The organism is Pelistega sp. MC2 (genome assembly GCF_900099475.1).
In the GTDB taxonomy this organism is placed as follows: Bacteria; Pseudomonadota; Gammaproteobacteria; order Burkholderiales; family Burkholderiaceae_B; genus Taylorella; species Taylorella indica.
This window is the reverse complement of the sequence record NZ_LT628275.1, coordinates 605183-630075: the sequence shown is the minus strand read 5'-3', so window position 1 is coordinate 630075 and position 24893 is coordinate 605183. Positions and strand designations below refer to the sequence as shown.

Sequence of the window (24893 nt, the reverse complement as noted above, 5' to 3'; positions counted from 1 at the left end):
AGTATATCCTTCTTTATTAATTTGGTACATAGAAGCTACTTTCTTCATCTGCATCAATTTCACCATGCTCTTGAGTATCCGCTTTCGCCCAAATATCAATTTTATAGATTTCCCCACGTTTTAAATCACTTAATGGTGCTTGAACAACTAACGGAATCCATTTATTGCTAAAAGGAGCAATGTCAATGGTATTTGATTGCGAGCTTTCTAGGATAACTCTAGCATTCTTCATACCATCCCCATTCACACCTACAGTAAATTTTTCTGCTTTTTCTGTCATATTGATGACTTGAATTTGGTATACGTTTTCAATCAAATCACCGGGAATTTCACGACCTAATGCACCACGGTCTCGAACAACATCTAATTTAAGAGGTGTACGTAAACTCAATGATGTCACCAACCCTAGAACTAATATAGCTAATAAGGTTAAATATACATAAATACGAGGTCTAAATAACCGTTTACGAACCTGTTTATTATCTAAACCATTCAACATACCATATTCAGAGGTATATCGAATTAATCCACGGGGATAATTCATTTTATCCATTACATCATCACAGGCATCCACACAGGCACCACAACCAATACACATATATTGCAAGCCGTTACGAATATCAATCCCTGTCGGACAAACCTGTACACAGATGGTACAGTCAATACAGTCCCCTAATCCTTCTGCTTTGGGGTCTACTTTTTTAGAACGTTTACCTCTAGGTTCTCCACGTGTTTTATCATAAGTTACAACATAGGTATCTTTATCCACCATTACACTTTGGAAACGTGCATATGGACACATAAATTTACAGACAGACTCACGTAAAACACCAGCCATCAAATAAGTCATGAATCCATAGAAAATAAACCAGAACCATTGGGCTGTTGTTAAATCACCATTTAAGGTGTCAAAAAATACTTGACGAATCGGTGAGAAATAGCCAATAAAGGTAAATCCCGTCCAGATAGCAATTAAAATCCACAATAGTTGTTTTGTTGTTTTGATACGGATTTTGCGAAAATCCCAAGGAGCACTATCTAAACGCATGCGTTGGACACGATCACCTTCTGTGAAACGCTCCACCCACATAAAAATTTCTGTATATACCGTCTGAGGACAGGCATACCCACAGAATAAACGTCCTGCCAATGCGGTAAATAGAAATAACGCATATGCAGAAACGATAAGAATAATAGCAAGATAAAAAATATCTTGGGGCCATAATACAAGCCCAAAGAAATAAAACTTACGTGCACTTAAGTCCAGTAAGAATGCCTGACGACCATTCCACTGGAGCCAAGGTAAACCATAGTAAATAAGCTGAGTAAAGAGAACCATAAAAATTCGCCAATTAGCAAATCTTCCCTTAACCGATCTCGAATAAATTTTAGCCGTCGCTTCACTAACTAAGCGATCACTTTCTTCATCAGAAATACGTAATGTTTGTTCAGGTTGCCATGCAGGAATCTCTTCATCCTCCATCTCTGGCTTTTGATTCTCAGTACTCATTTATATACTATCCTTTTACTTTGTTAACATACTTATTTTTTGTTGTTTGATAAGCCCCAAACATAAGCAGCTAACATTTTAATTTGCTCAGGTGTTAAGTTGTTTTTCTGAGCAGGCATTACACCACTACGCCCTTCTAGAATTGTTTTTACAATTACTTCTCTAGAAGAACTATTTAACCAAATAGAGTCTGTTAGGTTAGGTGCACCAAGCATTTGATTACCTTTAGCATCTGCTCCGTGGCAGGCTACACAGATTTGATTAAATTTCACTTGGCCTAATGGCGCCAATGTTGCATCATGACTTAAACCAGATAAAGAACGTACATAGTTCGCAATTTGTACTGCTTCTTCAGGTTTAACTACAGCGCCTAATGGTGCCATCATACCATGACGACCTTCGGTGATTGTTTGTAAAATTGTTTCTGGCTCACCACCCCATAACCAATCATTATCAGTTAAGTTAGGGAAGTTTGGTGCACCTTTGGCATCAGAGCCGTGGCATTGTGCACAGTTATTTAAGAATAAACGTTCACCTAAAGCACGTGCGTCTGAATTAGCCGCTAATTGCTCAATCGACTGACCATCGAACTTAGCATAAATTGGCTTTAATTTTTCCAAACGATTATCGCGCTCTTGGTTTGCTTGAGCTGTAGATGTAAAGCCTAGTTTACCAGGATTAGTACCCAAAGCTGGGTACAAAAACATAATGGCTAAACCAACTACACATAGCCCCAAATACATGATTGTCCACCATGTTGGTACTGGGTAGTTATACTCAGTAATACCGTCCCATTCATGACCAGTATCAGTCATATCTGGAGACTTACCTAAGAATGAACGTTGTGTGAACAAAAGCCACAAGCAAAAGGCTACACCACCTAATGCAATAGCGGTGATCCAGTAACTCCAACCGCTACTAAAGAAATCACTCATGATTTACCTCTCAATTTTTATGATCCAAATCTTCTTCATCTGGTAGGGAGAACGGCAACTGTGCCGCCTCTTCGTTGTCACGAACACGGTATTTGGACCATGCCCACCAAACGATACCAAAAAATACTGCCATCGAGACAATGGTCATGAAACCATTCAAGAAAGCCATTTTTTTTTGATCTCCTATTGTTTGTTTTTGATTTCTTGCTCACGTAGTGCAGTCACATAACCGACACCAAGACTTTGCAAGTAAGCAATCACTGCATCTTCCTCAGTTTTACCTTTAATCATATTAGGAGCATCTGCGATTTCTTTTTCAGAATACATTGGCTCACCTTGATGGAACTGATTAAGTTTGTTTAAGGCAATCATACGATTTTGGATATTAGTATTGGATGCATCTTTATGTTGTAACCAGTAATATGCTGGCATATTTGATTGCTTCACAACCATACGTGGATCACGAATGTGGATACGGTGCCAATCGTCTGAATAACGACCACCAACACGAGCCAAATCTGGACCCATACGGCGAGAACCCCATAAGAATGGGTAATCATAAACACTTTCACCAGCAACTGAATAAGGACCATAACGTTGTACATCAGAAGCTAATACACGTACTTGTTGGCTATGGCAACCTACGCAACCTTCTTTGATGAACACATCACGACCAACCAACTGCAATGCATTTAAGGGTTTAACGCCTGGTGCTGCTTTTGTTGTAGAGTGTTGATAAAACAATGGAACAATTTGAACCAATCCAGCAAATGACACTACCAAAATTGATAGAAAAATCAAGATACTAAGATTTTTTTCGATTGTTGCATGTGAGAAAAACTTTTTATTACTAGCCATTATTATTCTCCTTAAACCGCTGTAGGAGTATTTAGCTCTTCACGATCAACATGTGGAGCTGGAACAACAGGGTTTACCACTTTATGACCCTTGATAGTCATAATGACGTTAATGAACATTAATAAGATACCTGTTAGGAATAAAGATCCTCCTAGGAAACGAATCATTAACAATGGCTTTTTAGCTTCAAGTGCTTGAACGAAAGCATAAGTCAATGTACCGTCGTCTTCTACAGAACGCCACATTAAGCCTTCCATTACACCCGCTACCCACATAGAGGCAATATAAAGTACAACACCAATAGTAGCAATCCAGAAGTGAATCTCAACTAAACCTTTACTTGCCATTTCTGTACGACCCCATAAGCGAGGAATAGTATAGTACAAGCTACCAAAGGTAATCATTGCAACCCAACCTAACGCGCCAGAGTGTACGTGAGCGACAGTCCATTCAGTATAGTGTGATAAGGCATTTACTGTACGGATTGACATCATAGATCCCTCAAATGTTGACATACCATAGAATGATAAAGCCACCACCATGAATTTTAAGATAGGATCTTGACGAAGTTTATGCCATGCACCAGATAAAGTCATGATACCGTTAATCATACCACCCCATGATGGAGCAAGTAAGATTAATGAGAATGCCATACCTAGACTTTGAGTCCAGTCAGGTAATGATGTATAAAGTAAGTGATGAGGACCAGCCCACATATAAGTGAACGCTAATGCCCAGAAGTGAACGATTGATAAACGATATGAGAATACTGGACGACCAGCTTGCTTAGGCACATAGTAATACATCATACCCAAGAAACTTGTTGTTAGGAAGAATCCTACCGCATTATGCCCATACCACCATTGAACCATTGCATCTTGTACACCTGCATATGCTGAGTAAGATTTAAACCACTCACCAGCTACAGGCATCTCTAAGTTATTAAAGATATGCAACATTGCAATCGTTAAAATGAAAGAACCATAGAACCAATTCGCTACATAGATATGCTTAACTTTACGTTTGAAGATTGTGCCGAAGAACACAATCGCATAAGCCACCCAAACCAATGTAATTAGAATATCAATTGGCCATTCCAATTCAGCATATTCTTTGGTACTTGTGAAACCAGCTGGTAATGTAATTGCTGCAGCAACAATCACTACTTGCCATCCCCAGAAAGTAAACGCTGCTAAACCGCTCGCGAATAAACGAGTATGACAGGTACGTTGTACTACGTAGTATGATGTAGCAAATAAAGCACTACCACCAAATGCGAAAATAACCGCATTTGTATGTAATGGACGTAAACGACCATAGCTTAAAAAGTCAACAAAGCTTAATTGTGGCCATACTAATTGTGCGGCGATAAACACCCCAACTAGCATACCTACAATACCCCAGACCACAGCCATAATCGCGAATTGCCGAACTACCTTATAGTTAAAGGTTTCGGTATCGTTAGCGCTTAAAGTACGCATAGGATCTTCCTCTTATAAAAAAACAACTATTTCCCTCTAATTTGTATCATCTTGCCTTTTGTTTTATCTAACGCAAGTTTGAAACTGACAAGATTTTACAAAAAATTTCATTCAAATAAGTAATTTACCTAGGTTTACTGCAAAATATCTTCAATAACAAACTACTCATCCGAATTTATTGAGTCGTTGTCCTCTAAAATAGACCTCGCATTTTTTTGAACATTGTCATATTGCCCAGAAAATACAGCCCAATAAAGAACAGCGCCAATAATAATAATAAAGAAAATTGAAAAAAGTATTAAAAGAAAAAAGGCATCCATTAGTTCACCATTTCCAATACCATATGCATTTCAGTTTCTTTAATTAATCTTTTATAGAGACGGTAAGCATTCCACGCCACAGCTAAAGAGGAAATCAACATTGTAATTGCCGCTAACCATGGTGCAACAATACCTGCCATCGCCAATGGGGTCATTAGCAAATGCCACACCAATGAACCATATAAATTTTGATTTGCGCAATGCACCGTTTCTTGAATAATTTTTTCTTTTTGGTCATTGCTGTAAGAGGGATTACTTAGAAAAACAGCTTGAGCAGCTGATGAAGCCGTTGGTACGGCCATAGCCATCGCACAAGGACAACTCATCACAAATAAAGCTACCAACACAGCAATTGAGTGAGATTGATCAATATAGAGATACCATACGACAGCCGTTACTATCGCCAATATGATTTGTGCAACAATAAACACAAACGCAACCTTATCCGCTTTTTTGCTAAGTACTTGGCGAGTTTGCTCTAATAATGGATCCACATTGCTAGGAGAAAATTTAGCCGATTGAATGGCCGTATACTCTAAATACCTAGCTGTCAATAAAAAAGCGACAAACATAGCAATAGACTCATAATAAACTTCTCCACGATGAGTCCAGGTAGCAATAACGCTAGGTACAAAGGAAACAATAATCCCTAGAGCGACTGGTGTGTTCATATTTATCCAAGATCCATTTATACTTCTTTCAAATAGACCTGCCCAGACTGGCTTAGCACAGTACAGAATGAGTGGTATACTTAGCGCCAAACTAATCCAGTTCATGACCACAATGGCCACATCCAACGTCGCCAAGCTTTCACTATGCAAAAAATCACTTCGCATATAACCAGGAAAAGCGAACATCATCACTTGCATCATAATAAGCCAAGCGAATCCCAAGCGTGCTAACAATTGTCTACGCTTCATACGCTCATCTTGTGGCAAATCGGATGGTATAGCAAAAATGGATACTGGTTTCATTTTCAATTAATACCATATCTAATAAATATGGATATCCCTATATTATAAAGCAGGCAACTCGAACTAGGGTAAATTATTACAAAGAAAACTTTGATATTTATCTAGTTTTTAACTCTTACTTGATAAAAACACTCGGTTTTAAAGGCCATTATTAGAAAATAGCCTCTATTACGCGATTTTAATAAATACCTAAAGACAAATAACGATCTCCCCTATCACAGATAATAAAGACTATCGTAGCATTTTGTACACGTTCAGCCACTCTTAATGCTGCTACTAGTGCTCCACCAGACGAAATACCAGCAAAAATTCCTTCTTCTTTGGCTAATCTACTTGCCATTTGTTCCGCTTCTGCTTGTCCAATCAATTCATAAGCATCAATTAATTCAGGCTTAAATATCTCTGGCTGATAATCGTCAGACCATTTTCTAATCCCGGGTATCGATGCTCCTGGTGACGGTTGTGCCCCTATAACTTGAATAGAAGAGCGTTGTTGCTTTAAGTAAGTCGCCACACCCGTAATTGTTCCCGTCGTACCCATAGCAGAAATAAAATGACTGACTTGCCCTTCAGTTTGTTGCCAAATTTCTGGACCTGTCCCTTTAATATGAGCCAGAGGATTGGCAAGATTGGCGAATTGATTGAGGACTACGCCTTGACCCTCTTCTTGCATTTTTAATGCAAGATCTCTCGCATGCTCCATCCCACCTTCAGAAGCTTTAGTTAAAATTAGCTCGGCACCATAAACTTTCATAGAGACTCGACGCTCAACTGACAGGTTATCTGGCATAATCAAAATCATATGGTAACCCTTAATTGCTGCTGCCATAGCTAACGCAATACCTGTATTACCACTAGTTGCTTCTATAAGCGTATCACCAGGTTTAATTTTTCCAGAACGCTCCGCCTCTTCAATCATAGATAGTGCAGGACGATCTTTCACTGAACCCGCGGGATTATTACCTTCTAACTTTGCTAAGATAATGTTGTTATTTTTTTGGCAAATATCTGCCGCAATTCGTTGCAAACGAACCAATGGTGTAGCACCAATAGTATCCGCAACTGTTGGATAAGATTTCATAGTTATTATTCACGTTTTTTAGGTCTGACCATCATTGTATCAAGTTTATTTCTTGAAGAAGACGTCATATCTAGAATAGTTACATGTTTATAAATCTGTTCACTTTTTTTAACTGCTGCAGAGGAGGAATTGTAAAGTTGCCGAGGCTCAGATTCTTGCCTCCTCTTTTCAGACTCTACTTGTAAACCTTGCTTAACTAGTTTATCAAGTTTCTTCTTACCTAAGCCCTTAATCCGTCTACCTACATCTTCTATGCTGATAAATGCACCATTCTTTTGTCTTTCCTCAACGATTAACGTAGCCGTCTTCTCACCAACACCTTTAAGCTCAAGCAACTCTTCCTTATTAGCCTGATTAATATTAATGGCAAAACTCATTTGAATAAATGAAAAAAACGCTATCAAAACTATCATTATTTTATTCATATTCTCCACTCCAAAAAGCACAGAATAAACAATGAATATTGATAAGAAAAGAATCCTAGATAAACGTATCTATCCGTACAAATACGTAACTTTCCACACTAAGCAAGTGATTGAACTAACGATAGTGGAATACTAACTCCCACACGCTCCCCTTCATGAAAATAGTCGGCTTCAGAAATATTTAAACAATCAACTACTAATAATATGTCATGGCAATTAACTCGATAACGAACAATATTACCTAAAATATGACGTGATATTACTGTGCCATTGATAGCTTGCGGTAACCTAGACAAACTAATAATTTCTGGCCGTATAGCCAACGATGTTGTAATAGTTTCTGCGAATAATCGATTGGCTTGCTCTTGTGTAAGTATATTGTAATGACCGATAAATCCTGCCACAAATTGATTTTTAGGAGCCAAATAAAGCTCTATAGCTTTAGTATTTTGAACAATCTCTCCTTTATCCATCAACACAATCCTATCAGAGAGAGACAAAGCTTCCTCCTGATCATGAGTCACAAAAATAGTCGTAAGCTTTAATTGCTGTTGAATATGACGAATTTGCTCGCGTAAATGCTTACGAATTTTTGCATCCAAGGCAGATAAAGGTTCATCCAATAACAGCAAATCTGGCTCAACCACTAATGCTCTCGCCAAAGCAACTCGCTGGCATTGACCACCTGATAATTGATGTGGATATCGTTGAGCAAAATCAGTAAGCTCAACTAATTCAAGCATATGGGTAACTTTTTGATGAATAATTTTTTTATCCAACTGGCGCATTTTTAAACCAAAAGCAATATTCTCAAATGCAGTCATATTAGGAAATAATGCATAGTTTTGAAAAACCATAGCAATATTTCGCTTCTGTGGTGGCATATGGGTAATTTCTTTTTGGTTTAAAACGATTTTGCCCCCACTAATCTCTGTTAATCCTGCGATACAACGTAATAATGTCGACTTACCACACCCACTAGGCCCTAATAAAGTAACTAACTCTCCTTTATCCGCCTGAAAATTAATTCCTGCAAAAATAGTCTGTTTATCATAAGACTTCTCAAGTTGGTTTACGGACAAAAATGACATTACTTTCCTTTTAAATTATCTTTATTAATATAATTCGCTATCCATGTAGCAATCAAAATAAGTGCAAAATATGACATTACAATAGCACTCGAGTAATGCCCACTCATATTTCTAGAGTTATACAAATACACTTGCAACGTTTCAAATTGACTACCTACCAACATATTGGCAAAAATAAACTCACCAATTAAAAATGAAAACGATAAAAAAATGGCTGACAAGATGCCTTTTTTTAGATTAGGTAAAATAATTAAAAAAACGGCCTTCGTTACGCTACTTCCTAATAGAACAGCAGTATCAATTAGGTCATGCAAATTAATCGCTTGAATATTATTCTCAATAGCACGATAAATAAATGGAAGTGCAATCGTAAAATAACACCCAATTAAAATCCAAGGTGTTCCTGTCAACGTTAAGGGATCATCTGCATAGAGCTGTAACAACCCCACCGAAGAGACAATTGGAGGTACGGCAAATGGTAATACAATAGCAAACTGCATCAGTAGTTTTAATTTAGGGAAATAATAATTAACCACAAAAACCACTGGAAAAATTAGTACGATAGCAATAACTACGGCCGCAAAACAAATGATCAGTGATCTCACAAAAGACCAAACGAATCGCAAATCAGCCCACAATTGACCATACCATTTTAAGGTTAAACCATCTGGTAATACAGTAGTATTCCAACTGGAAGAAATAGAATATAAAAACGTTCCTGCTATGGGTAAAGCCAAAATAAAAAATAATAATAACAACACACTATAATGATAAACAAGAGCAGATTTTTTCATTGACAATCTCCCCTACTAAGCTTTATTAACATAATGATATCTTTTCGCAATGTAACGTTGAGCAATCACAATTAACATCATCATCGCAATTAAATAAACGGACAAAGCACTCGCCATATATGGATTCAATGAAACATCTCCAGAGACCAAAGCACCAATCCGAATAGGCATCACATTAAAATTACCACTGGTCAGTGCGTAAATAGTGGCATACGCACCCAAAGCATTTGCAAACAAAATCACCAACGTTCCCAATAGTGCAGGACTCAACATTGGAATTACAATATAGCGCCAATACGCTAGATGACTTGCACCCATCAACATTGCTGCCTCTTGCCATTCCTTTTTAATGGCATCAAAAGCTGGATATAACAGCAATACAGCAAGAGGAATTTGGAAATAGGTATAAATAATAATAATGCCTGTTTGCGAATAGAGATTGATAATATCAACACCAAAATGCTTTAAGATTAAATTAAATGCACCATTTGCACCGATTAAAATAATGAATGCAAAAGACAATGGAATACCGGCAAAATTACTAGCAACAGTATTGAACGATATCAAAAAATGATGGAGTTTAGAAAACTTCAATGTGGTTAATGAATAAGTACCAATAATCGCAATAACTAAACCAAAAAGACTCGACCACCATGTAATTTTTATAGAATAAATCATGGACTGTACATAGAATTTAGAACTAATAATATCCACATAATTCTGAATACCCCAGCCTATATCTTCTACATAAAAACTATTCACTGCGACCCATAGTAACGGTGCAAATTCAAACAATAAGAAAAAGACTGCAAATGGAATTAAGGCAAGTAAAGCTATTTTTTTATTATTCATTTCTCATCAATAAGCATTTGCTGAGCTACTGGCTTATCATGTGGTACACCTAAAAGTTGGCATACCGTTCCGCACAACTCGGTTTGTAAAATACTGGCTTGAGTTAATGAAAAACAATTCCCAAAAGCAAATAAAGGAACTAAGCACTCATCATCATCAAGTCCGCCATGCGATCCTTCATCACTCATACCATGATCAGATGTTACTAAAACTTGATACCCTTCTTCTAGCCATGTGGGTAAGTAATGTGACAAATAATCATCCGCTCTTCTTGCTGAATTTCTATAGGCTTTACTATCCTTACCGAAACGGTGCCCTGCATCATCAATATTCATTGGATGAATTAATAGAAAATCAGGTTGTTTAGTACGTCTTAAATGCTCTGCATCAGCAAATAAATGATTATCTGGATAGTGATCTTCGTAATAAAAGTGACCATACTGGATAGGTAAACTTTCATCTTCGACATGCCTATCTACTAATGGATTAAAAGGCGTACGATTATATAATTCACTTATCCATGCATAGGCAGCCGCCGCTGTTTTTAACCCAGCTTCATGTGCATAATGGAAAATACTTTTTTGTGTAGATAATCGAGTCACTTGATTATTCACAATACCACTCTCTACTGGTTTTTTACCAGTCAGAATACACTCATATAAAGGCCTAGAAATTGATGGTAATTCACAACGTAGCTGATATAAGCACCCCTTTTTCTCGTTGCATTCAGCTTGTAAATATCCCATCATGTCTGCAGCTACGCGATAGGTTAAACCATCTAAGATAACTAATATTACTTTTTGATGTTTCATCACACACTAACAGAATAAATAATACGGTTAAGATTAAATCTCTCAACCGTATAAAAATATATTGTTATTTTTCAACTATCATTATTTCATGTTAATAATGACGTGCTCTTGCCAAAGTTGTGGTAATTTTTTAGATGATACTTCCCATGCTGCTGCATCTTTGATTGGTTGTGCTTTGGCATATTGTTCAGCAGGAATAAGTTTTTGTTGAACATCCTCTGGTAATTTAATTTTTTCAGCACGAATTGGACGTGCATAACCGCGCGCCAAGTTAATTTGACCTTCATCAGATAAAATATATTCACGTGCTAATTTAGCCGCATTTGGATGCTTAGCATATTTATTAATGATAGTGCTATAACCAGAAATCACTGAACCATCAGAAGGAATTAATACTTCAAATCGTTTAGCATCAATTTGATCACGATAATTTAAGCCATTAAAATCCCAAACTACAGCTACTTCAACCTCACCTTTTTCGAGGTTTTGAATACTAACGTTTGTTAATCCTAAACGACCTTGTTTTGCCAACTCGCCAAAATAATTCAATGCGGGTGTCAAATCTTTCTCATCACCACCTAAAGCAAAGTTAGCCGCCAAAACGCCATTGATTGACTGAGCAGCAGCACTCACATCCCCAATGGTGACTTTATATTTACCTTTTGTTAAATCTGCCCAGCTATGAGGAATATCTTTAACAGAATTTTTATCTACAATAAACGCAATAGTACCAGTATAGGCTAATAACCAATGTCCATCTTGGTCTTTGGCCCATGCAGGAATATCATCCCAATAGCTAGTTTTATAAGCTTGTGTGACACCTTTTTTAACAGCTAAAGGACCGAATGATGCACCAACGTCACCAATATCAGCACTAGCATTCTTTTTTTCAGCATCAAACTTAGCAATTTCTTGAGCAGAACTCATATCGGTATCGACATGTTTTAGACCATATTTCTGTTCTAATTGAACCCAAGTATCTTTCCAGTTTGCCCAGCTATCAGGCATACCTAGACTATTTACTTCTCCCTCAGCTTTTGCGGCTTTTTCTAAGTCAGCAATATTTGCCAAAACATTACCTGATACTAGCGCAGATAAACCTATAGCCATTACTGTTTTTAACATTGTTAGCTTAAATACTTTCATGATTATCCCTATTGCACGAAAATCGTCTTAATGACGAGTGACATACTGTAGCAATTAAAGATGTCAAAATGATGAAAAAAAATAACCATTTTTACCCTCAAATAAAAAGCATTCAACACGCTTATCATGACTAATTATCAATGCTTATTAAACAATATTTTTATCGCTAAAAAATATAAAAAAAACCGAAGAAAAATCTTCGGTTTTATCAATCAAGTACACTTGTTATATTAAGGGAGTCTATTTAATTTTTTTAATTCAGCAATATAACGACCAATACCTTCGTGTACATCCAAGAAGGCTTCATTATAGCCAATAGCCCTTAGATTCATTAAGTCCGCCTGTGTAAAACTCTGATAGCGACCTTTTAAGTCATCAGGGAATTCAATATAGTGTAATTTCCCTTGTGCCACCATTTCTGCCAAACTCAATTCCTCATTACCCAAATGTGAAATCACTGCACGTGCAACATCGTTAAATGGTTGAGCTCGACCAGTACCACAATTAAAAATACCTGATTTGCCGGGATTATCTAAGAAAAATAGATTAACTTTAACTACATCTTCTACGGAAATAAAATCTCGGCTTTGCTCACCGTTACCCCAACCATCATAAGCACCAAATAACTTTAAGTACCCATCTTTTTTGAATTGGTTCATATGATGAAAAGCCACGGAAGCCATACGACCTTTATGTTGTTCTCTTGGTCCATAGACATTGAAATAGCGTAAGCCAACTACCTGTGCCGTTAGATTTTTAAATCGTTTACGTACTACCTGATCAAATAAAAATTTAGAATAGCCATAAACATTTAATGGCTTCTCATTTTTTAGATTTTCAGCATAGTGTTCAGAAGCACCATATACGGCAGCACTAGAGGCATAAATAAATGGAATTCGTTTGGCTTGACAATATTCAAATAACTCTAACGTCACTCGATAGTTATTATCCATCATATAACGTCCATCTTGCTCTGTCGTATCAGAACAAGCCCCCTGATGAATAATAGCTCTCACTTCAGGTAAACGATCCTCTTTGATACGTTGACGAAAATCATCTTTATCCAAATAATCAGCAATTTGGCAATCAACCAAATTAACAAATTTTAGTCCATCTGTTAAATCATCCACCGCAATAATATCGGTCTCACCGCGGTTATTTAAGCCTTTGACAATATTACTACCGATAAAACCAGCAGCACCTGTTACGATAATCATAATAATTCCTCTGCAGTGACAATTGAAGTTCCCAATTTACCTACAACAATACCACCTGCTTTATTTGCCCATTCAATCGCCTGTGCCCAAGGCATGCCCACCGCTCGCGTCACAGCAATTGTCGCCAGAACTGTATCACCAGCACCTGACACATCATAAACTTCTTGTGCTTGAGCATCTACATGATAACGTTCTTTTGGCGTAAATAGTGTCATCCCTTGCTCTGAACGAGTAACTAATAAAGCTTCTAGATTTAATGACTCAAGCATTTGCTGAGCTCTGTCACTTAACTCTTCTTCACTATGCCATGCACCACCCGTAGCCTGCATCATTTCAGAACGGTTAGGTGTAACTAGACTAGCCCCTTTATAGCGCAAATAATTCGTTCCTTTAGGGTCTACTAAGATAGGTTTTCCTTTTTCACGTGCATAAGCAATCATCGCTTGAACACGAGATAAAACGCCTTTGTTATAGTCTGACAACACCAATACATCATGCCTATCAATTAGGTGTGCTAACTCAGTATCTACTTTCGTTAATGCTTCCTCTGTCGGGGGGTATTCAAAGTCGATTCTCAGTAATTGCTGTTGACGCCCCAATACGCGCATTTTTAATGTAGTATCGATAGTGGTATCAATAACCAAGTGTGCATCAATATCAGCCTCTTCACACAAGAGTCTAATTTTGGCACCTGCCTCATCGGCACCAACAATGCCTAATAAAGTTGCTTTTGCCCCCAAGGCGCAAATATTACGAGCAACATTGGCTGCTCCACCAAGTCTATCTTCTTTTTTAGCGACATGCACCACAGGTACTGGCGCTTCTGGTGAAATACGATCAACCTCACCAAACCAATAACGATCCAACATTAAATCGCCAATCACTAGAATTTTTTTTTGTTTAATTTGTTCTAATGGATAAACACTCATGATAATTCCTCAAGACGCTTAGGTGCATAGGTCTCCCAAAGATTACACCCTGGACATTGCCAATAAAATGCCCTTGCTTGGAAACCACAATGACTGCAAGCATAACGATCTAAGCGCTGTGTATGTTTATTAATCATTTTTTTTAGCAAATCAATATCTAATTCTGCTAATACTTGTTTTTTTTCAGAATCTTCTGCTTTCAGCTCTGCTTCCAATAATTTATCTAAGCCTAATAAGGAAGGTGATAATAACAACGATTCACGAGCAAAATCCCATGCTGGTGTAGCACCTACATGATTTCTTAATGCCTTAAACACCACATTAAACAAGTCAAGGGAAGGATATTGACGATAATGTTTTTGTAGTAAATCAATCGCCTGCTTAATTTCATTAGATTGAGCATAATTATCCAATAAGGATTGAGCTATTAATCCTGCATATTCAGGTGCTAAAGTAAGAATAGTCTCTAATTGGGCCCTAGCCTCTGAGAGATTACCTGCAAGTGTAGCCAACTTTGCCTGCAACATGATAATCCTTGCTCTAGTAGCTGTAGAGTGGAAACTCGCTTCTTTTTCTAACTGAACCAAAGCATTTTCCGCTTGCTCAATCTCACTTTGTGCCACTTCTATTTTAGGAGATTTGCTAGACAAAGCTTGCTCAGCTAACTCACAATAATAATGTACTACTTGAGGTATGGGCTCTGCCAATAGCCCCTGTAATTGTTTGACTGTTTCAATTGCCTTAGGCCAGTCATGTGCTGCTTCATAAATCCTAATTAATGATCGCGTTGCCGCTAACACATGAGGCCCGTCAGAAATACTTTTAAATGCTACTTCGGCACGATCAAACATGCCTGCTTTCAAATAATCTTGCGCCAATTCAAAACGAGCTTGCTCTTGATCTTTGGCAGGCAGATCAGCACGATTTAAGAGACTTTGATGAACACGAATTGCCCTATCAATTTCCCCTCTACGTCGAAACAAACTCCCCAAGGCAAAGTGCAATTCAGTAGTTTCCGTATCTAATTTGGCTACCTCAACAAAAGCATCAATTGCCTTATCATGATCCTCATTTAATAAGAAATTCAATCCTTTGAAATATGAATTAGGCAAATGTTTAGACTCACTAACCATCTGACGTAAATCATAACGCGACGAAAACCATCCCAATCCAAAAACGATAGGAACAATAATTAACCACCAATTTTCAAAATCCAAAATATCACCTCAATCGCTTAGCGATTAGCTACAAAACCATCTGGAGGCACGACTGCTGTAACCGCCGTATTTGATTGACTTACATGCTGAACATTTTGCAAATTAGTTTGTAAATCTTGTACTTCACCTTTTAGACGACTAATTTCTCGACTACGGGTAAAACGGGTAGGTAAAGAAAGTAGATACATATAAAGTGCACCTAAAATAAAACTACCTAAAATTACTAAGATTAGGGGAATATCAATTGCCCAACTACCATAAAAACTCACGACGACAGTTTGCGTATTTTTGGTCGCAAATAAAACGATAAGTATAAAAACAACTAAACGTAGAGCCCAAATAATGTAGCGCATACAAAATCCTCTTTTTAAGAATTATTTTATTGTATAAGATTTTAACAAATATATCATTAGTGCAATGTCAAAAAACGTAGGCAAATAAAGAGTGACCACCCCTTCCGGTGATTTATTAGTGGGTGAGGTTATGCTGATAGCCTATCTACCGATAATATTTTTACTGCATTAAATGATGATGGCTTTCTCTGAAATCTTTAGACTGCTAAATTTCCACATACTAGCCTAGGAAATACAACAGACATGAAAAAACCCGAATATTCATCAATATCCGGGTTTGGTATTAAAGACAGCTCAAAGATAGTCCTAAGCGATAAAATCCATTAAGGTTATCCCTTGCTCTTAAATACAAAATCCACTCTTTCTCGTAACTCCTTACCTGCTTTGAAGTGAGGTACACGTTTTCCAGGTACTTCCACTTGCTCACCAGTTTTAGGGTTACGTCCTACACGTGGGGCACGTTGCGATAAAGAAAAGCTACCAAAACCTCTAATTTCAATACGCTGTCCCTGACTTAATGAGTCAGTCATCGCATCTAGCATTGTTTTGACGGCTAAATCCATATCGCGCACAGCGAGTTGTGGATAACTCGCTGCTAGGGCCTCAATAAGCTCTGATTTTGTCACAATTATTCGTCTTTAGCTTGATCTAATTTTGCTTTTAATAAAGCACCTAAATTAGTTGTACCAGAAGATGCTGCTGCATCATTTAGGCTTTCTAATTTATCTGCTGTTTCAGCATTATCACGAGCTTTAACAGATAATTGAATAGAGCGCGCTTTACGATCGATGTTTAAAATCATCGCTTCTACTTTATCGCCCTCTTTAAGAACTGTTGTAGCATCCTCAACACGACCTGAAGAGATTTCAGAAGCGCGTAAGTAACCATCAACATCAACGTCTAATGTAACAACAGCGCCTTTAGGTTCAACTGATTTAACCACACCAGATACTAAAGCACCTTTGTCGTTTGCCGCTGCATAGTTAGTGAATGGATCACCTTCTAGTTGTTTAACACCTAAAGAGATACGTTCTTTTTCAGTATTAATATCTAATACAACAGCCTCAATTTCATCGCCTTTTTTGTAGTTGCGAACTACTTCTTCACCTGGCTCATTCCAAGATAAGTCAGATAGGTGAACTAGACCATCAATACCACCATCTAAGCCGATAAATACACCGAAGTCAGTAATTGATTTGATGGCGCCTTTAATTTTGTCGCCTTTTTTGTAGTTATTAGCAAACTCTTCCCAAGGATTAGCACGAGTTTGTTTCATACCTAAAGAAATACGACGACGTTCTTCATCAATTTCTAATACAGAAACTTCAACTTCTTCACCTAGGCTAACAACTTTACGAGGATCAACGTTTTTGTTTGTCCAATCCATTTCAGAAACGTGAACTAAACCTTCGATACCTGTTTCAACTTCAACGAATGCACCGTAGTCAGTTAAGTTAGTTACTTTACCGAATAAACGAGTACCTTCTGGGTAGCGACGAGCTAAACCAACCCATGGATCTTCGCCTAATTGTTTAACGCCTAAAGAAACACGGTTCTTGTCTTGATCAAACTTAAGAACTTTAGCTTCAACTTCTTGACCAACTGTTAATACTTCTGATGGATGACGAACACGACGCCATGCCATATCAGTGATATGTAATAGACCGTCAATACCACCTAAATCAACGAATGCACCGTAGTCAGTGATATTTTTAACCACACCAGTAACCACAGAACCTTCTTGAAGATTGTCTAGAAGTTTTTGACGCTCTTCACCCATATTGTCTTCAAGCACTGAACGACGAGATAAAACAACGTTATTACGCTTACGATCAAGCTTAATAACTTTAAATTCCATTGTTTTACCTTCGTATGGTGTTGTGTCTTTTACTGGACGTACGTCAACCAAAGAACCTGGTAAGAAAGCACGGATACCGTTAGTCATAACAGTTAAACCACCTTTTACTTTACCAGTAATAGTACCTGTAATCATTTCGCCTGACTCAAGCGCTTTTTCTAATGATAACCAAGCAGATAAACGTTTTGCACGATCACGAGATAGAATTGTGTCGCCATAACCGTTTTCTAAAGAATCAATGGCTACTGATACGAAGTCACCAGCTTGAACTTCGATTTCGCCTTGATCGTTTAAGAATTCTTCACGAGGAATGTAAGACTCTGATTTTAAACCAGCGTTTACAACAACGAAATTGTGCTCAACACGTACAACTTCGGCTGAAATCACCTCACCTGATTTCATATCTTGATTTTTAACACTTTCAGAAAATAAGTCTGCAAAGCTTTCGCCACCTAAGGCGTCTTGTAAATTGATAGTTGACATTAAAAATATCCAACAGCATATGCTGTAAAAACACACCAACCATTGCATAATATCAAAAACGATAAGGCAATTATCAGTGGAGTTAAACAATACTCCCATCATCTATTACGTTTAGACAATGAAAGACCAATCCCTCTTTTAGAGGTAACTGTTGATTTTATATAAAAAAACTTGACAATTCAAGTGGTTATAAAAAGAATACTAAAAATATAAGTAACCTATTGACTATTCATACATAGCTTTTAGCACATACAGTACATTTACCAATCTTTTGCTACAATTCCAACATAAGTTAAAACCGACTAGAACAAATGAACTCGACTATCAAAGAAGCAAAGCCCTTTTTGAAATGGGCTGGTGGTAAGACACAATTAATTTCTGAAATTGCCAAGCTTATCCCTCAATCACTGACAGAGAAGCCTTTCACTTTTATCGAACCATTTGTAGGTAGTGGTGCTGTTTTATTTTGGATAATTAATAATTTCTCCAATCTCAAAAAAGCTATCATTAATGACATTAATACAGACCTAACTAATGTCTATGAAGTTATTAAACACACCCCACTACCTCTTATTGAAAGTCTACAAAAACACCAAGACTCATTTATCCTACTAGAAAAAACTGAGTCTAAAAAAGAATATTATTATGCTCAGCGGGAGCGTTATAACTCTCGCCAAGAAGATGCTATAGAACATGCTGCTTTATTTATCTTTCTAAATAAGACGTGCTTTAACGGACTTTATCGTGTTAATCGTAATAATGGATTTAATGTTCCTATGGGTGATTATCGTAACCCCACTATCTGCGATAGAGATAATCTCTTAGCTGTACATAATGCTCTTCAAAAAGTAGAAATTCTGAATGGTAGTTATGTGGATACACTGTCACGCATTGATGACAAGAATAATTTATTCTATCTAGATCCCCCATATAAACCATTGAGTACTACTTCAAGTTTTAATGCTTATGCAAAAGATGAATTTGATGATAATGCACAAATTCGTTTAGCTAATTTTTGCCATAAATTAAACTCTTTGGGACATCTATGGATTTTAAGTAACTCGGATCCTAAGAATTCAGATAGCGAAAATAACTTTTTTGATGATCTATATAGTAACTATCATATTCAACGAGTTGAAGCAACTAGAGCCATTAACTCCAAAGCATCAAAACGAGGAAAACTTAATGAGCTTCTCATTACTAATCAAATAATGGAGACAATGGAATGAAAAAAGAGTTCCCTGCTTTTATCTCTACATTTTCAGAAACTAATGCAACCCTTGGCTACTTTACCGATTTCGATAAAGTTAAAGAGAATGTAAAAAAAATTGAATTACATCTTAATCAACTAAACTACCTCTTAGGAAAAGAAAACTTAAACCAGGAGGTTCATTATCTATATGCTAGTAATCCAAAATGTTTTGAGGCGCTAGATATTCTTATTGCTGTTCGTCGTGAAGAAAAGAAGAAAACCCTCAACAATCAAGGACAGGCTGTAGAAGTTAGTTCCTATTTAACCTCGCCCGATATGATAATTGAATTTCTTGAAGAAACAGGTTTAGCAGGTATTTTTAAAGATCGAACCATTACAAACCTTGTTGATTACGTTTTTGGTATAGAAGTAGGCTTAGATACTAATACTCGCAAAAATCGAGGTGGAAAAAACATGTCCACATCTGTCTCTCTTCTTTTTGATAATGCAAATGTTTTTTATAGAAAAGAAGTTCGCAATACCACATTCCCTGAAATTATTAGTCTTGGGGCTGATGTTAAACAATTTGATTTTGTCATTAGAACACAAAAGAAAACTTATCTCATTGAGACCAACTATTACAACAGCGGTGGTTCAAAGCTTAATGAAGTAGCGCGTGCTTATTCAGATGTTGCCCCTAAAATCAACCAATATCCAAACTTTGAATTTATTTGGATTACGGATGGTCAGGGTTGGAATACGGCAAAAAATAAATTAGAAGAAGCCTATAATCTCATTCCATCAGTCTATAGCTTAGCTACTCTTCCTGATTTTATTAGCCAACTACAATCCGAAGGAATTATTACTAACTGGTAATGATTAACGTATCTATGCTAATACCATATTTCTCAGCAAAAGATAAAAAATTCTATCTTCTTCATGGCGATACAATGAAGGTATTACCACAGCTCAATCATAAATTCGATATGGTTTTTGCTGACCCACCCTATTTTTTATCTAATGATGGTTTGTCTATACAAAATGGTCAAATTGTTAGTGTCAATAAAGGAAATTGGGATAGATCACAAGGTTTCGATTTTATCAACCAATTTAATCGAGAATGGTTAAGCTTAGTCCGTAAAAACATGAAAGATGATGCAACGATTTGGATTAGTGGCACCATGCATAATATTTTTTCAGTGGGTCAAGTGCTAACTGAATTAGGGTTCAAAATTCTCAACATCATCACCTGGGAAAAAACTAACCCCCCTCCTAATTTTTCTTGTCGTTATTTTACCTATTCTACCGAACAAATTATTTGGGCAAGAAAATCCGAAAAAATACCACATTACTATAACTATGAGTTAATGAAACAACTCAATGGTAATAAACAAATGCGTGATGTCTGGACTTTACCTGCTATTGCTCCATGGGAAAAATCTTGTGGAAAACATCCTACTCAAAAGCCATTATCAGTCCTTACACGCCTGATCCTTGCATCAACTAAACCGAGCGCATGGGTTCTTGATCCTTTTACAGGTAGCTCAACAACTGGAATTGCCGCTAACTTAGCTAATCGTCGTTTTATAGGAATTGAACAAGAAATTGAGTTTTTAAAAATTAGTCAGGCAAGAAAAATAGAAATCGAAGACCCTTTGATTCAAGAGCAATATAAACAAAAAATTAAAGGATTTAACACAAAGAATGAACTTACCGATTATTTAATTAAAGAACCAAATACACTTTCAGATTTGAACAACTTTATATATGAGATTTAAAAAATAAGCTTATGGAAAGACTAGAAGCCATTGAAAAACTAAAACTTTTAACTGGTAAATCGTTGCAAGAATTAGCTAATGAACATGATATTACTATTATTAACCAAAATGGTCGTGTCAATAAAGGTTGGGCTGGACATGCAATAGAACGCTATTTAGAATTACCGTTAAACTCTGCTCAAGCTCCAAATTTTGGATCATGGGAATTAAAAACCATTCCTCTTCAATATCGCAACGGGCGACTCACTATCAAAGAAACTATGGCTATTACAATGATAGATCCTATCAATATTTGCCAAAAAGAGTTTGAAAATAGTCACCTATTATCTAAACTTAAGAAAGCCGTTATTGTTACGAGAATTGTAGGTCAAACTTACCAGGATTCTAGTGTTGTACACGATATTATAGAAGTGAATATTAATGAAGATACAGAACTCTATCAAATCATCAAAGCTGACTATAATCTAGTCAGAGAGGCTTTACTTAATAACAATAAGAACTTGAATTGTCTAAGTGGAAGAATGGGGCAATATATTCAACCTCGGACAAAAGGTAGTGGACATGGCTCCAATTCTCGTGCTTTCTATGCTCGAAAAATACTGCTACAGCAACTGATTAATCAAAATCAGTCATAATATAACGTTCATCTATATCCTAGCTAATTCATAAAAAGACTCTCTTACCTTGATGCACTTAACTGCTGTAGAAAATTTATTACTAGAAACTCACCCTTTCCCACTCACCTAGAACCCTATCCACCACTTCTTGAATTCCCATATAACTAGAATCAATCACCACAGCATCCTCTGCTGGTTTTAGTGGGGCTACTGCTCTATTCATGTCTTGTTCATCACGACGTTTGAGGTCTACCAAAATTTCATCAAAGTTCGCTTCAATACCTTTATCCACCAATTGTTTATAACGGCGGTTGGCGCGTTCATTGACATCAGCCACAAGGAAAATTTTCAAGGGTGCTTGAGGAAATACCACCGTACCCATATCGCGACCGTCAGCGACCAATCCAGCGACGCCATGGATAAAGTTACGTTGTCGATCTAATAATGCTTGGCGTAAGGTTGGATAGGTTGCGATTTTTGATGCCATTTTGCCTGTAGACTCTAGGCGCAAAATATCACTGACTTCAACACCGTCTACAAAAACTTCACTCGTTTTAAACTGAATATCCAAATCGGATACTACTGCTGCCACTGCTCCCTCATCTTCTGGATTAATACCTTTTGTCTGTACAGCATAGGCACTAATACGATATAAGGCACCAGAATCTAAAATTGCCCATCCTAGTTTTTTTGCCACTAATGCACTTATTGTGCCTTTACCAGAAGCACTTGGGCCATCAATAGTAATTAAATTCATGCTACCAACCCTTTATAAACGTCAAAATACGTTGGGAATGTTTTTGCCACACAGTTTGGATCCATAATACGCACACCAACAGGACCAAATACCGCCAGTGAAAAACACATTGCCATACGATGATCATCATATGTATCTATACTCGCTGTACGCCAGTGTTTTGGTGGTTCAATACGTAGCCAATCAGAACCTGACGATACGATTGCGCCTAGTTTTTCTAACTCTTTATGCATTGCCTCAATACGATCAGTTTCTTTGACTCGCCAACTAGCAATATTCCGTAAAGTACATGGACCATCAGCATATAATGCAAGCACTGCCGCTGTCATTGCGGCATCTGGGATTAAATTAAAATCCATATCAAAGGCCTTTAACAGCCCTTTATGTCCACGAACTTCTATACTGTTATCTTGTAGTTGAATATCAGCCCCCATATGCACTAATACATCAGCAAATTTGATATCGCCTTGTATACTAGATTTACCTACACCATTAATACGAATAGGTCCACCACCAACAAGTCCCAATGCCATAAAATAGGATGCTGATGACGCATCACCCTCTACAGCAAGATGGGAAATAGCCTGATATTTAGCATCCTTTGCAACAATAAAATGACTCCAATTATTGTTTTCAACTTTTACGCCAAAACGCTCCATCAGATTTAAAGTAATCGCAATATAAGGTTTAGAGATCAACTCTCCTTTAACCTTAATTTGGATATCTTGTTGGGTTTTACGAGTTATTAATGGTGAGACTAATAATAATGCTGTTAAGAATTGGCTCGACACTGAACCTTCTATCTCAATTGGAGCAGAAACGTTTAAATTTGAAGTATTAATTTGTAAGGGTGGATAGCCATCATTAAGCTTATATTCAATATTGCAACCAATGCTTTGAAGCGTCTCCACTAAATCTTTAATAGGACGTTCGTGCATTCTAGGAACACCATGTAAATAATAATCGCCCCCCATCACTGCCAATGCTGCCGTAAGCGGTCTAAAAGCCGTACCTGCATTTCCTAAGAAAATATCTGCTTTTGTTTGAGGAAATTGTGAATGATCAAATGCATTAATCCCCTCAACTTCATACTCGTCATGATTAAGTTGAACAATACGAACTCCTAACGTTTTTAATGCAGCAAGCATTACATCTGTATCATCTGACTTAAGTACACCTGTCAGACGTGTCTTACCTTCAGCTAAAGCCGCTAAGAGCAATACTCTATTTGAAATGCTTTTAGAACCAGGCAACGTCACCTCTCCTTTTGCCTGATTCACTTGATTCAAATCTAGATAATCATCAGCCATTTTCCCTCTCCCTTCATTCACGCCTTCTTTAATTCTTTATGACTTTCCAATTTTGTCTTGCCTTTGCGGCGACAGAAAGCCATTGATAGAGCTGTTCAGCATCTTTATTTTCTAATAACTGCTTAAAATAATTAAATTCTTTTTCAAAATCTCGCATCTGCGAAAGCATGGCTTCTTGATTACTTAAAAAAATATCACGCCACATTTCCGGAGAACCTGCCGCAATGCGAGTAAAATCTCTAAAACCAGTACCACCCATATTCAATGCTTGTTTACGAATAGGATCTGACTCCATAAATGACATATAACAAGCCGCTAAGAAATGGGGAAAATGGCTAACTGCCGCATAGATATCATCATGGTCTTTAGCTTGTTTTAATAACTGTACCGTTGCCCCACAACTTTCCCATAAAGATTGAATTAATGCTACCGATTCAGATGAATTCTCTGGTAACGGTGTAATAATGACGTTTTTATCCTGAAATAAATCAGAAATCGCCGCTGTTGGTCCCGATGCATGAGAACCTGCAATAGGATGTGCCGGTATAAATTGATGAATTTTATTGTCAAAAACCTTGCGTGCAATTTCAATAATTTTGGCCTTGGTACTCCCTACATCACTAACTATCGTATTGGCAGGCAATAAGGGGGCTAATACATTAGCGATTCCCTCAAATGCATTAACAGGCGCTGCTATCACTATCACATCAGCAAGCGTAGCCATCTCAGCAATTGTGACGACTTCATCAATAATACCCAACGCCTTAGCTAGACCCAGACTATTATCATCTTTTCCTGCACCAAGTACTTTCTCTACGAGTCCTTGGCGTTTCAATGCTAATGCAAAAGATCCACCAATTAAACCAACGCCAATAATACCTAGAGTTTTAATTTTTTTCACTC

27 protein-coding genes are annotated in these 24893 nt (G+C 37.2%); 4 read left to right on the top strand and 23 right to left on the bottom strand.

All coding sequences use genetic code 11. The annotated features are described in order from the left end of the window. Positions 1–16: 16 nt before the first annotated feature. The 20 genes from ccoG to rpsA all read right to left on the bottom strand — a co-directional run bounded on the left by ccoG (position 17) and on the right by rpsA (position 18336). Complete coding sequence (ccoG, locus tag BQ4443_RS08505) at positions 17–1510, bottom strand: cytochrome c oxidase accessory protein CcoG (protein WP_023948887.1); 1494 nt, start codon at positions 1508–1510, stop codon at positions 17–19. A gap of 32 nt (positions 1511–1542) precedes the next feature. Further along, positions 1543–2445, bottom strand: coding sequence for a cytochrome-c oxidase, cbb3-type subunit III (gene ccoP, locus BQ4443_RS08500; RefSeq protein ID WP_071058569.1), 903 nt, complete (start codon positions 2443–2445; stop codon positions 1543–1545). Positions 2446–2455: 10 nt separating this feature from the next. Continuing rightward, entirely contained in the window at positions 2456–2593 is a 138-nt protein-coding gene (locus tag BQ4443_RS08495) for a cbb3-type cytochrome oxidase subunit 3 (RefSeq protein ID WP_371128781.1), read from the bottom strand. A 35-nt stretch (positions 2594–2628) separates the two neighbouring features. Then, positions 2629–3303: a cytochrome-c oxidase, cbb3-type subunit II gene (ccoO, locus tag BQ4443_RS08490; protein WP_023948891.1), complete on the bottom strand. Its 675-nt coding sequence runs from the start codon at positions 3301–3303 to the stop codon at positions 2629–2631. A gap of 11 nt (positions 3304–3314) precedes the next feature. Next, positions 3315–4784, bottom strand: coding sequence for a cytochrome-c oxidase, cbb3-type subunit I (gene ccoN, locus BQ4443_RS08485; RefSeq protein WP_023948893.1), 1470 nt, complete (start codon positions 4782–4784; stop codon positions 3315–3317). 161 nt (positions 4785–4945) lie between these two features. Beyond that, the gene (gene ccoS / locus BQ4443_RS08480; RefSeq protein WP_031273966.1) at positions 4946–5104 is read right to left on the bottom strand and encodes a cbb3-type cytochrome oxidase assembly protein CcoS; all 159 of its coding nucleotides are present in this window, start codon (positions 5102–5104) and stop codon (positions 4946–4948) included. Next, positions 5104–6078 (bottom strand): P-type ATPase actuator domain-containing protein, encoded by a 975-nt coding sequence (locus tag BQ4443_RS08475; protein ID WP_023948895.1) that lies wholly within the window; start codon positions 6076–6078, stop codon positions 5104–5106. The genes ccoS and BQ4443_RS08475 overlap by 1 nt, the downstream gene beginning before the upstream one ends. A gap of 178 nt (positions 6079–6256) precedes the next feature. Then, positions 6257–7159 (bottom strand): cysteine synthase CysM, encoded by a 903-nt coding sequence (gene cysM / locus BQ4443_RS08470; RefSeq protein ID WP_071058568.1) that lies wholly within the window; start codon positions 7157–7159, stop codon positions 6257–6259. Positions 7160–7164: 5 nt separating this feature from the next. Continuing rightward, positions 7165–7584, bottom strand: a complete 420-nt coding sequence (locus BQ4443_RS08465; RefSeq protein ID WP_071058567.1) for a ComEA family DNA-binding protein — start codon at positions 7582–7584, stop codon at positions 7165–7167. Positions 7585–7682: 98 nt separating this feature from the next. Then, complete coding sequence (locus tag BQ4443_RS08460; protein WP_023948901.1) at positions 7683–8675, bottom strand: ABC transporter ATP-binding protein; 993 nt, start codon at positions 8673–8675, stop codon at positions 7683–7685. Next, on the bottom strand, positions 8675–9469 hold the full coding sequence (locus tag BQ4443_RS08455; RefSeq protein ID WP_023948903.1) for an ABC transporter permease: 795 nt from the start codon (positions 9467–9469) through the stop codon (positions 8675–8677). The genes BQ4443_RS08460 and BQ4443_RS08455 overlap by 1 nt, the downstream gene beginning before the upstream one ends. Before the next feature lie 15 nt (positions 9470–9484). Further along, positions 9485–10321 carry an ABC transporter permease gene (locus tag BQ4443_RS08450; RefSeq protein WP_023948905.1) on the bottom strand — a complete coding sequence of 279 codons (837 nt, stop codon included), beginning with the start codon at positions 10319–10321 and terminating at the stop codon, positions 9485–9487. Then, complete coding sequence (locus tag BQ4443_RS08445; RefSeq protein WP_023948907.1) at positions 10318–11133, bottom strand: alkaline phosphatase family protein; 816 nt, start codon at positions 11131–11133, stop codon at positions 10318–10320. The genes BQ4443_RS08450 and BQ4443_RS08445 overlap by 4 nt, the downstream gene beginning before the upstream one ends. 81 nt (positions 11134–11214) lie before the next feature. Next, positions 11215–12279, bottom strand: coding sequence for an ABC transporter substrate-binding protein (locus BQ4443_RS08440; RefSeq protein WP_071058566.1), 1065 nt, complete (start codon positions 12277–12279; stop codon positions 11215–11217). Between the two features lie 230 nt (positions 12280–12509). Beyond that, positions 12510–13496, bottom strand: a complete 987-nt coding sequence (gene rfaD, locus BQ4443_RS08435) for an ADP-glyceromanno-heptose 6-epimerase (protein WP_071058565.1) — start codon at positions 13494–13496, stop codon at positions 12510–12512. Further along, positions 13493–14425 (bottom strand): D-glycero-beta-D-manno-heptose-7-phosphate kinase, encoded by a 933-nt coding sequence (gene rfaE1, locus BQ4443_RS08430; protein WP_071058564.1) that lies wholly within the window; start codon positions 14423–14425, stop codon positions 13493–13495. The genes rfaD and rfaE1 overlap by 4 nt, the downstream gene beginning before the upstream one ends. Then, positions 14422–15642, bottom strand: a complete 1221-nt coding sequence (lapB, locus tag BQ4443_RS08425) for a lipopolysaccharide assembly protein LapB (protein WP_023953242.1) — start codon at positions 15640–15642, stop codon at positions 14422–14424. Before lapB ends, rfaE1 begins: the two co-directional genes overlap by 4 nt. Positions 15643–15659: 17 nt before the next feature. Continuing rightward, positions 15660–15995: a LapA family protein gene (locus BQ4443_RS08420; RefSeq protein WP_071058563.1), complete on the bottom strand. Its 336-nt coding sequence runs from the start codon at positions 15993–15995 to the stop codon at positions 15660–15662. A 329-nt stretch (positions 15996–16324) separates the two neighbouring features. After that, positions 16325–16621, bottom strand: a complete 297-nt coding sequence (locus BQ4443_RS08415; protein WP_023953246.1) for an integration host factor subunit beta — start codon at positions 16619–16621, stop codon at positions 16325–16327. Positions 16622–16623: 2 nt separating this feature from the next. Beyond that, positions 16624–18336 (bottom strand): 30S ribosomal protein S1, encoded by a 1713-nt coding sequence (gene rpsA / locus BQ4443_RS08410; RefSeq protein ID WP_071058562.1) that lies wholly within the window; start codon positions 18334–18336, stop codon positions 16624–16626. Positions 18337–18647: 311 nt separating this feature from the next. Here rpsA and BQ4443_RS08405 point away from each other — a divergent pair, with 311 nt between their 5' ends. The 4 genes from BQ4443_RS08405 to BQ4443_RS12195 are packed head-to-tail and all read left to right on the top strand — an operon-like array spanning position 18648 to position 21941. Beyond that, on the top strand, positions 18648–19565 hold the full coding sequence (locus BQ4443_RS08405; protein ID WP_071058561.1) for a DNA adenine methylase: 918 nt from the start codon (positions 18648–18650) through the stop codon (positions 19563–19565). After that, positions 19562–20404 carry a type II restriction endonuclease gene (locus BQ4443_RS08400; protein ID WP_071058560.1) on the top strand — a complete coding sequence of 281 codons (843 nt, stop codon included), beginning with the start codon at positions 19562–19564 and terminating at the stop codon, positions 20402–20404. The genes BQ4443_RS08405 and BQ4443_RS08400 overlap by 4 nt, the downstream gene beginning before the upstream one ends. Then, the gene (locus tag BQ4443_RS08395; protein ID WP_218118039.1) at positions 20404–21306 is read left to right on the top strand and encodes a DNA-methyltransferase; all 903 of its coding nucleotides are present in this window, start codon (positions 20404–20406) and stop codon (positions 21304–21306) included. Before BQ4443_RS08400 ends, BQ4443_RS08395 begins: the two co-directional genes overlap by 1 nt. Before the next feature lie 11 nt (positions 21307–21317). Beyond that, positions 21318–21941, top strand: a complete 624-nt coding sequence (locus tag BQ4443_RS12195) for a MutH/Sau3AI family endonuclease (RefSeq protein ID WP_083331899.1) — start codon at positions 21318–21320, stop codon at positions 21939–21941. An 82-nt stretch (positions 21942–22023) separates the two neighbouring features. On the opposite strand, the gene cmk is transcribed toward BQ4443_RS12195, so the two are convergent. From cmk to BQ4443_RS08375, 3 genes are read right to left on the bottom strand one after another with little or no spacing between them, the layout of a single operon-like run. Beyond that, positions 22024–22680 (bottom strand): (d)CMP kinase, encoded by a 657-nt coding sequence (gene cmk, locus BQ4443_RS08385; protein WP_071058559.1) that lies wholly within the window; start codon positions 22678–22680, stop codon positions 22024–22026. Then, complete coding sequence (gene aroA / locus BQ4443_RS08380; RefSeq protein WP_023953221.1) at positions 22677–23990, bottom strand: 3-phosphoshikimate 1-carboxyvinyltransferase; 1314 nt, start codon at positions 23988–23990, stop codon at positions 22677–22679. Before aroA ends, cmk begins: the two co-directional genes overlap by 4 nt. 28 nt (positions 23991–24018) lie before the next feature. Beyond that, entirely contained in the window at positions 24019–24891 is an 873-nt protein-coding gene (locus BQ4443_RS08375; protein ID WP_176752461.1) for a prephenate dehydrogenase, read from the bottom strand. Positions 24892–24893: the final 2 nt, after the last annotated feature.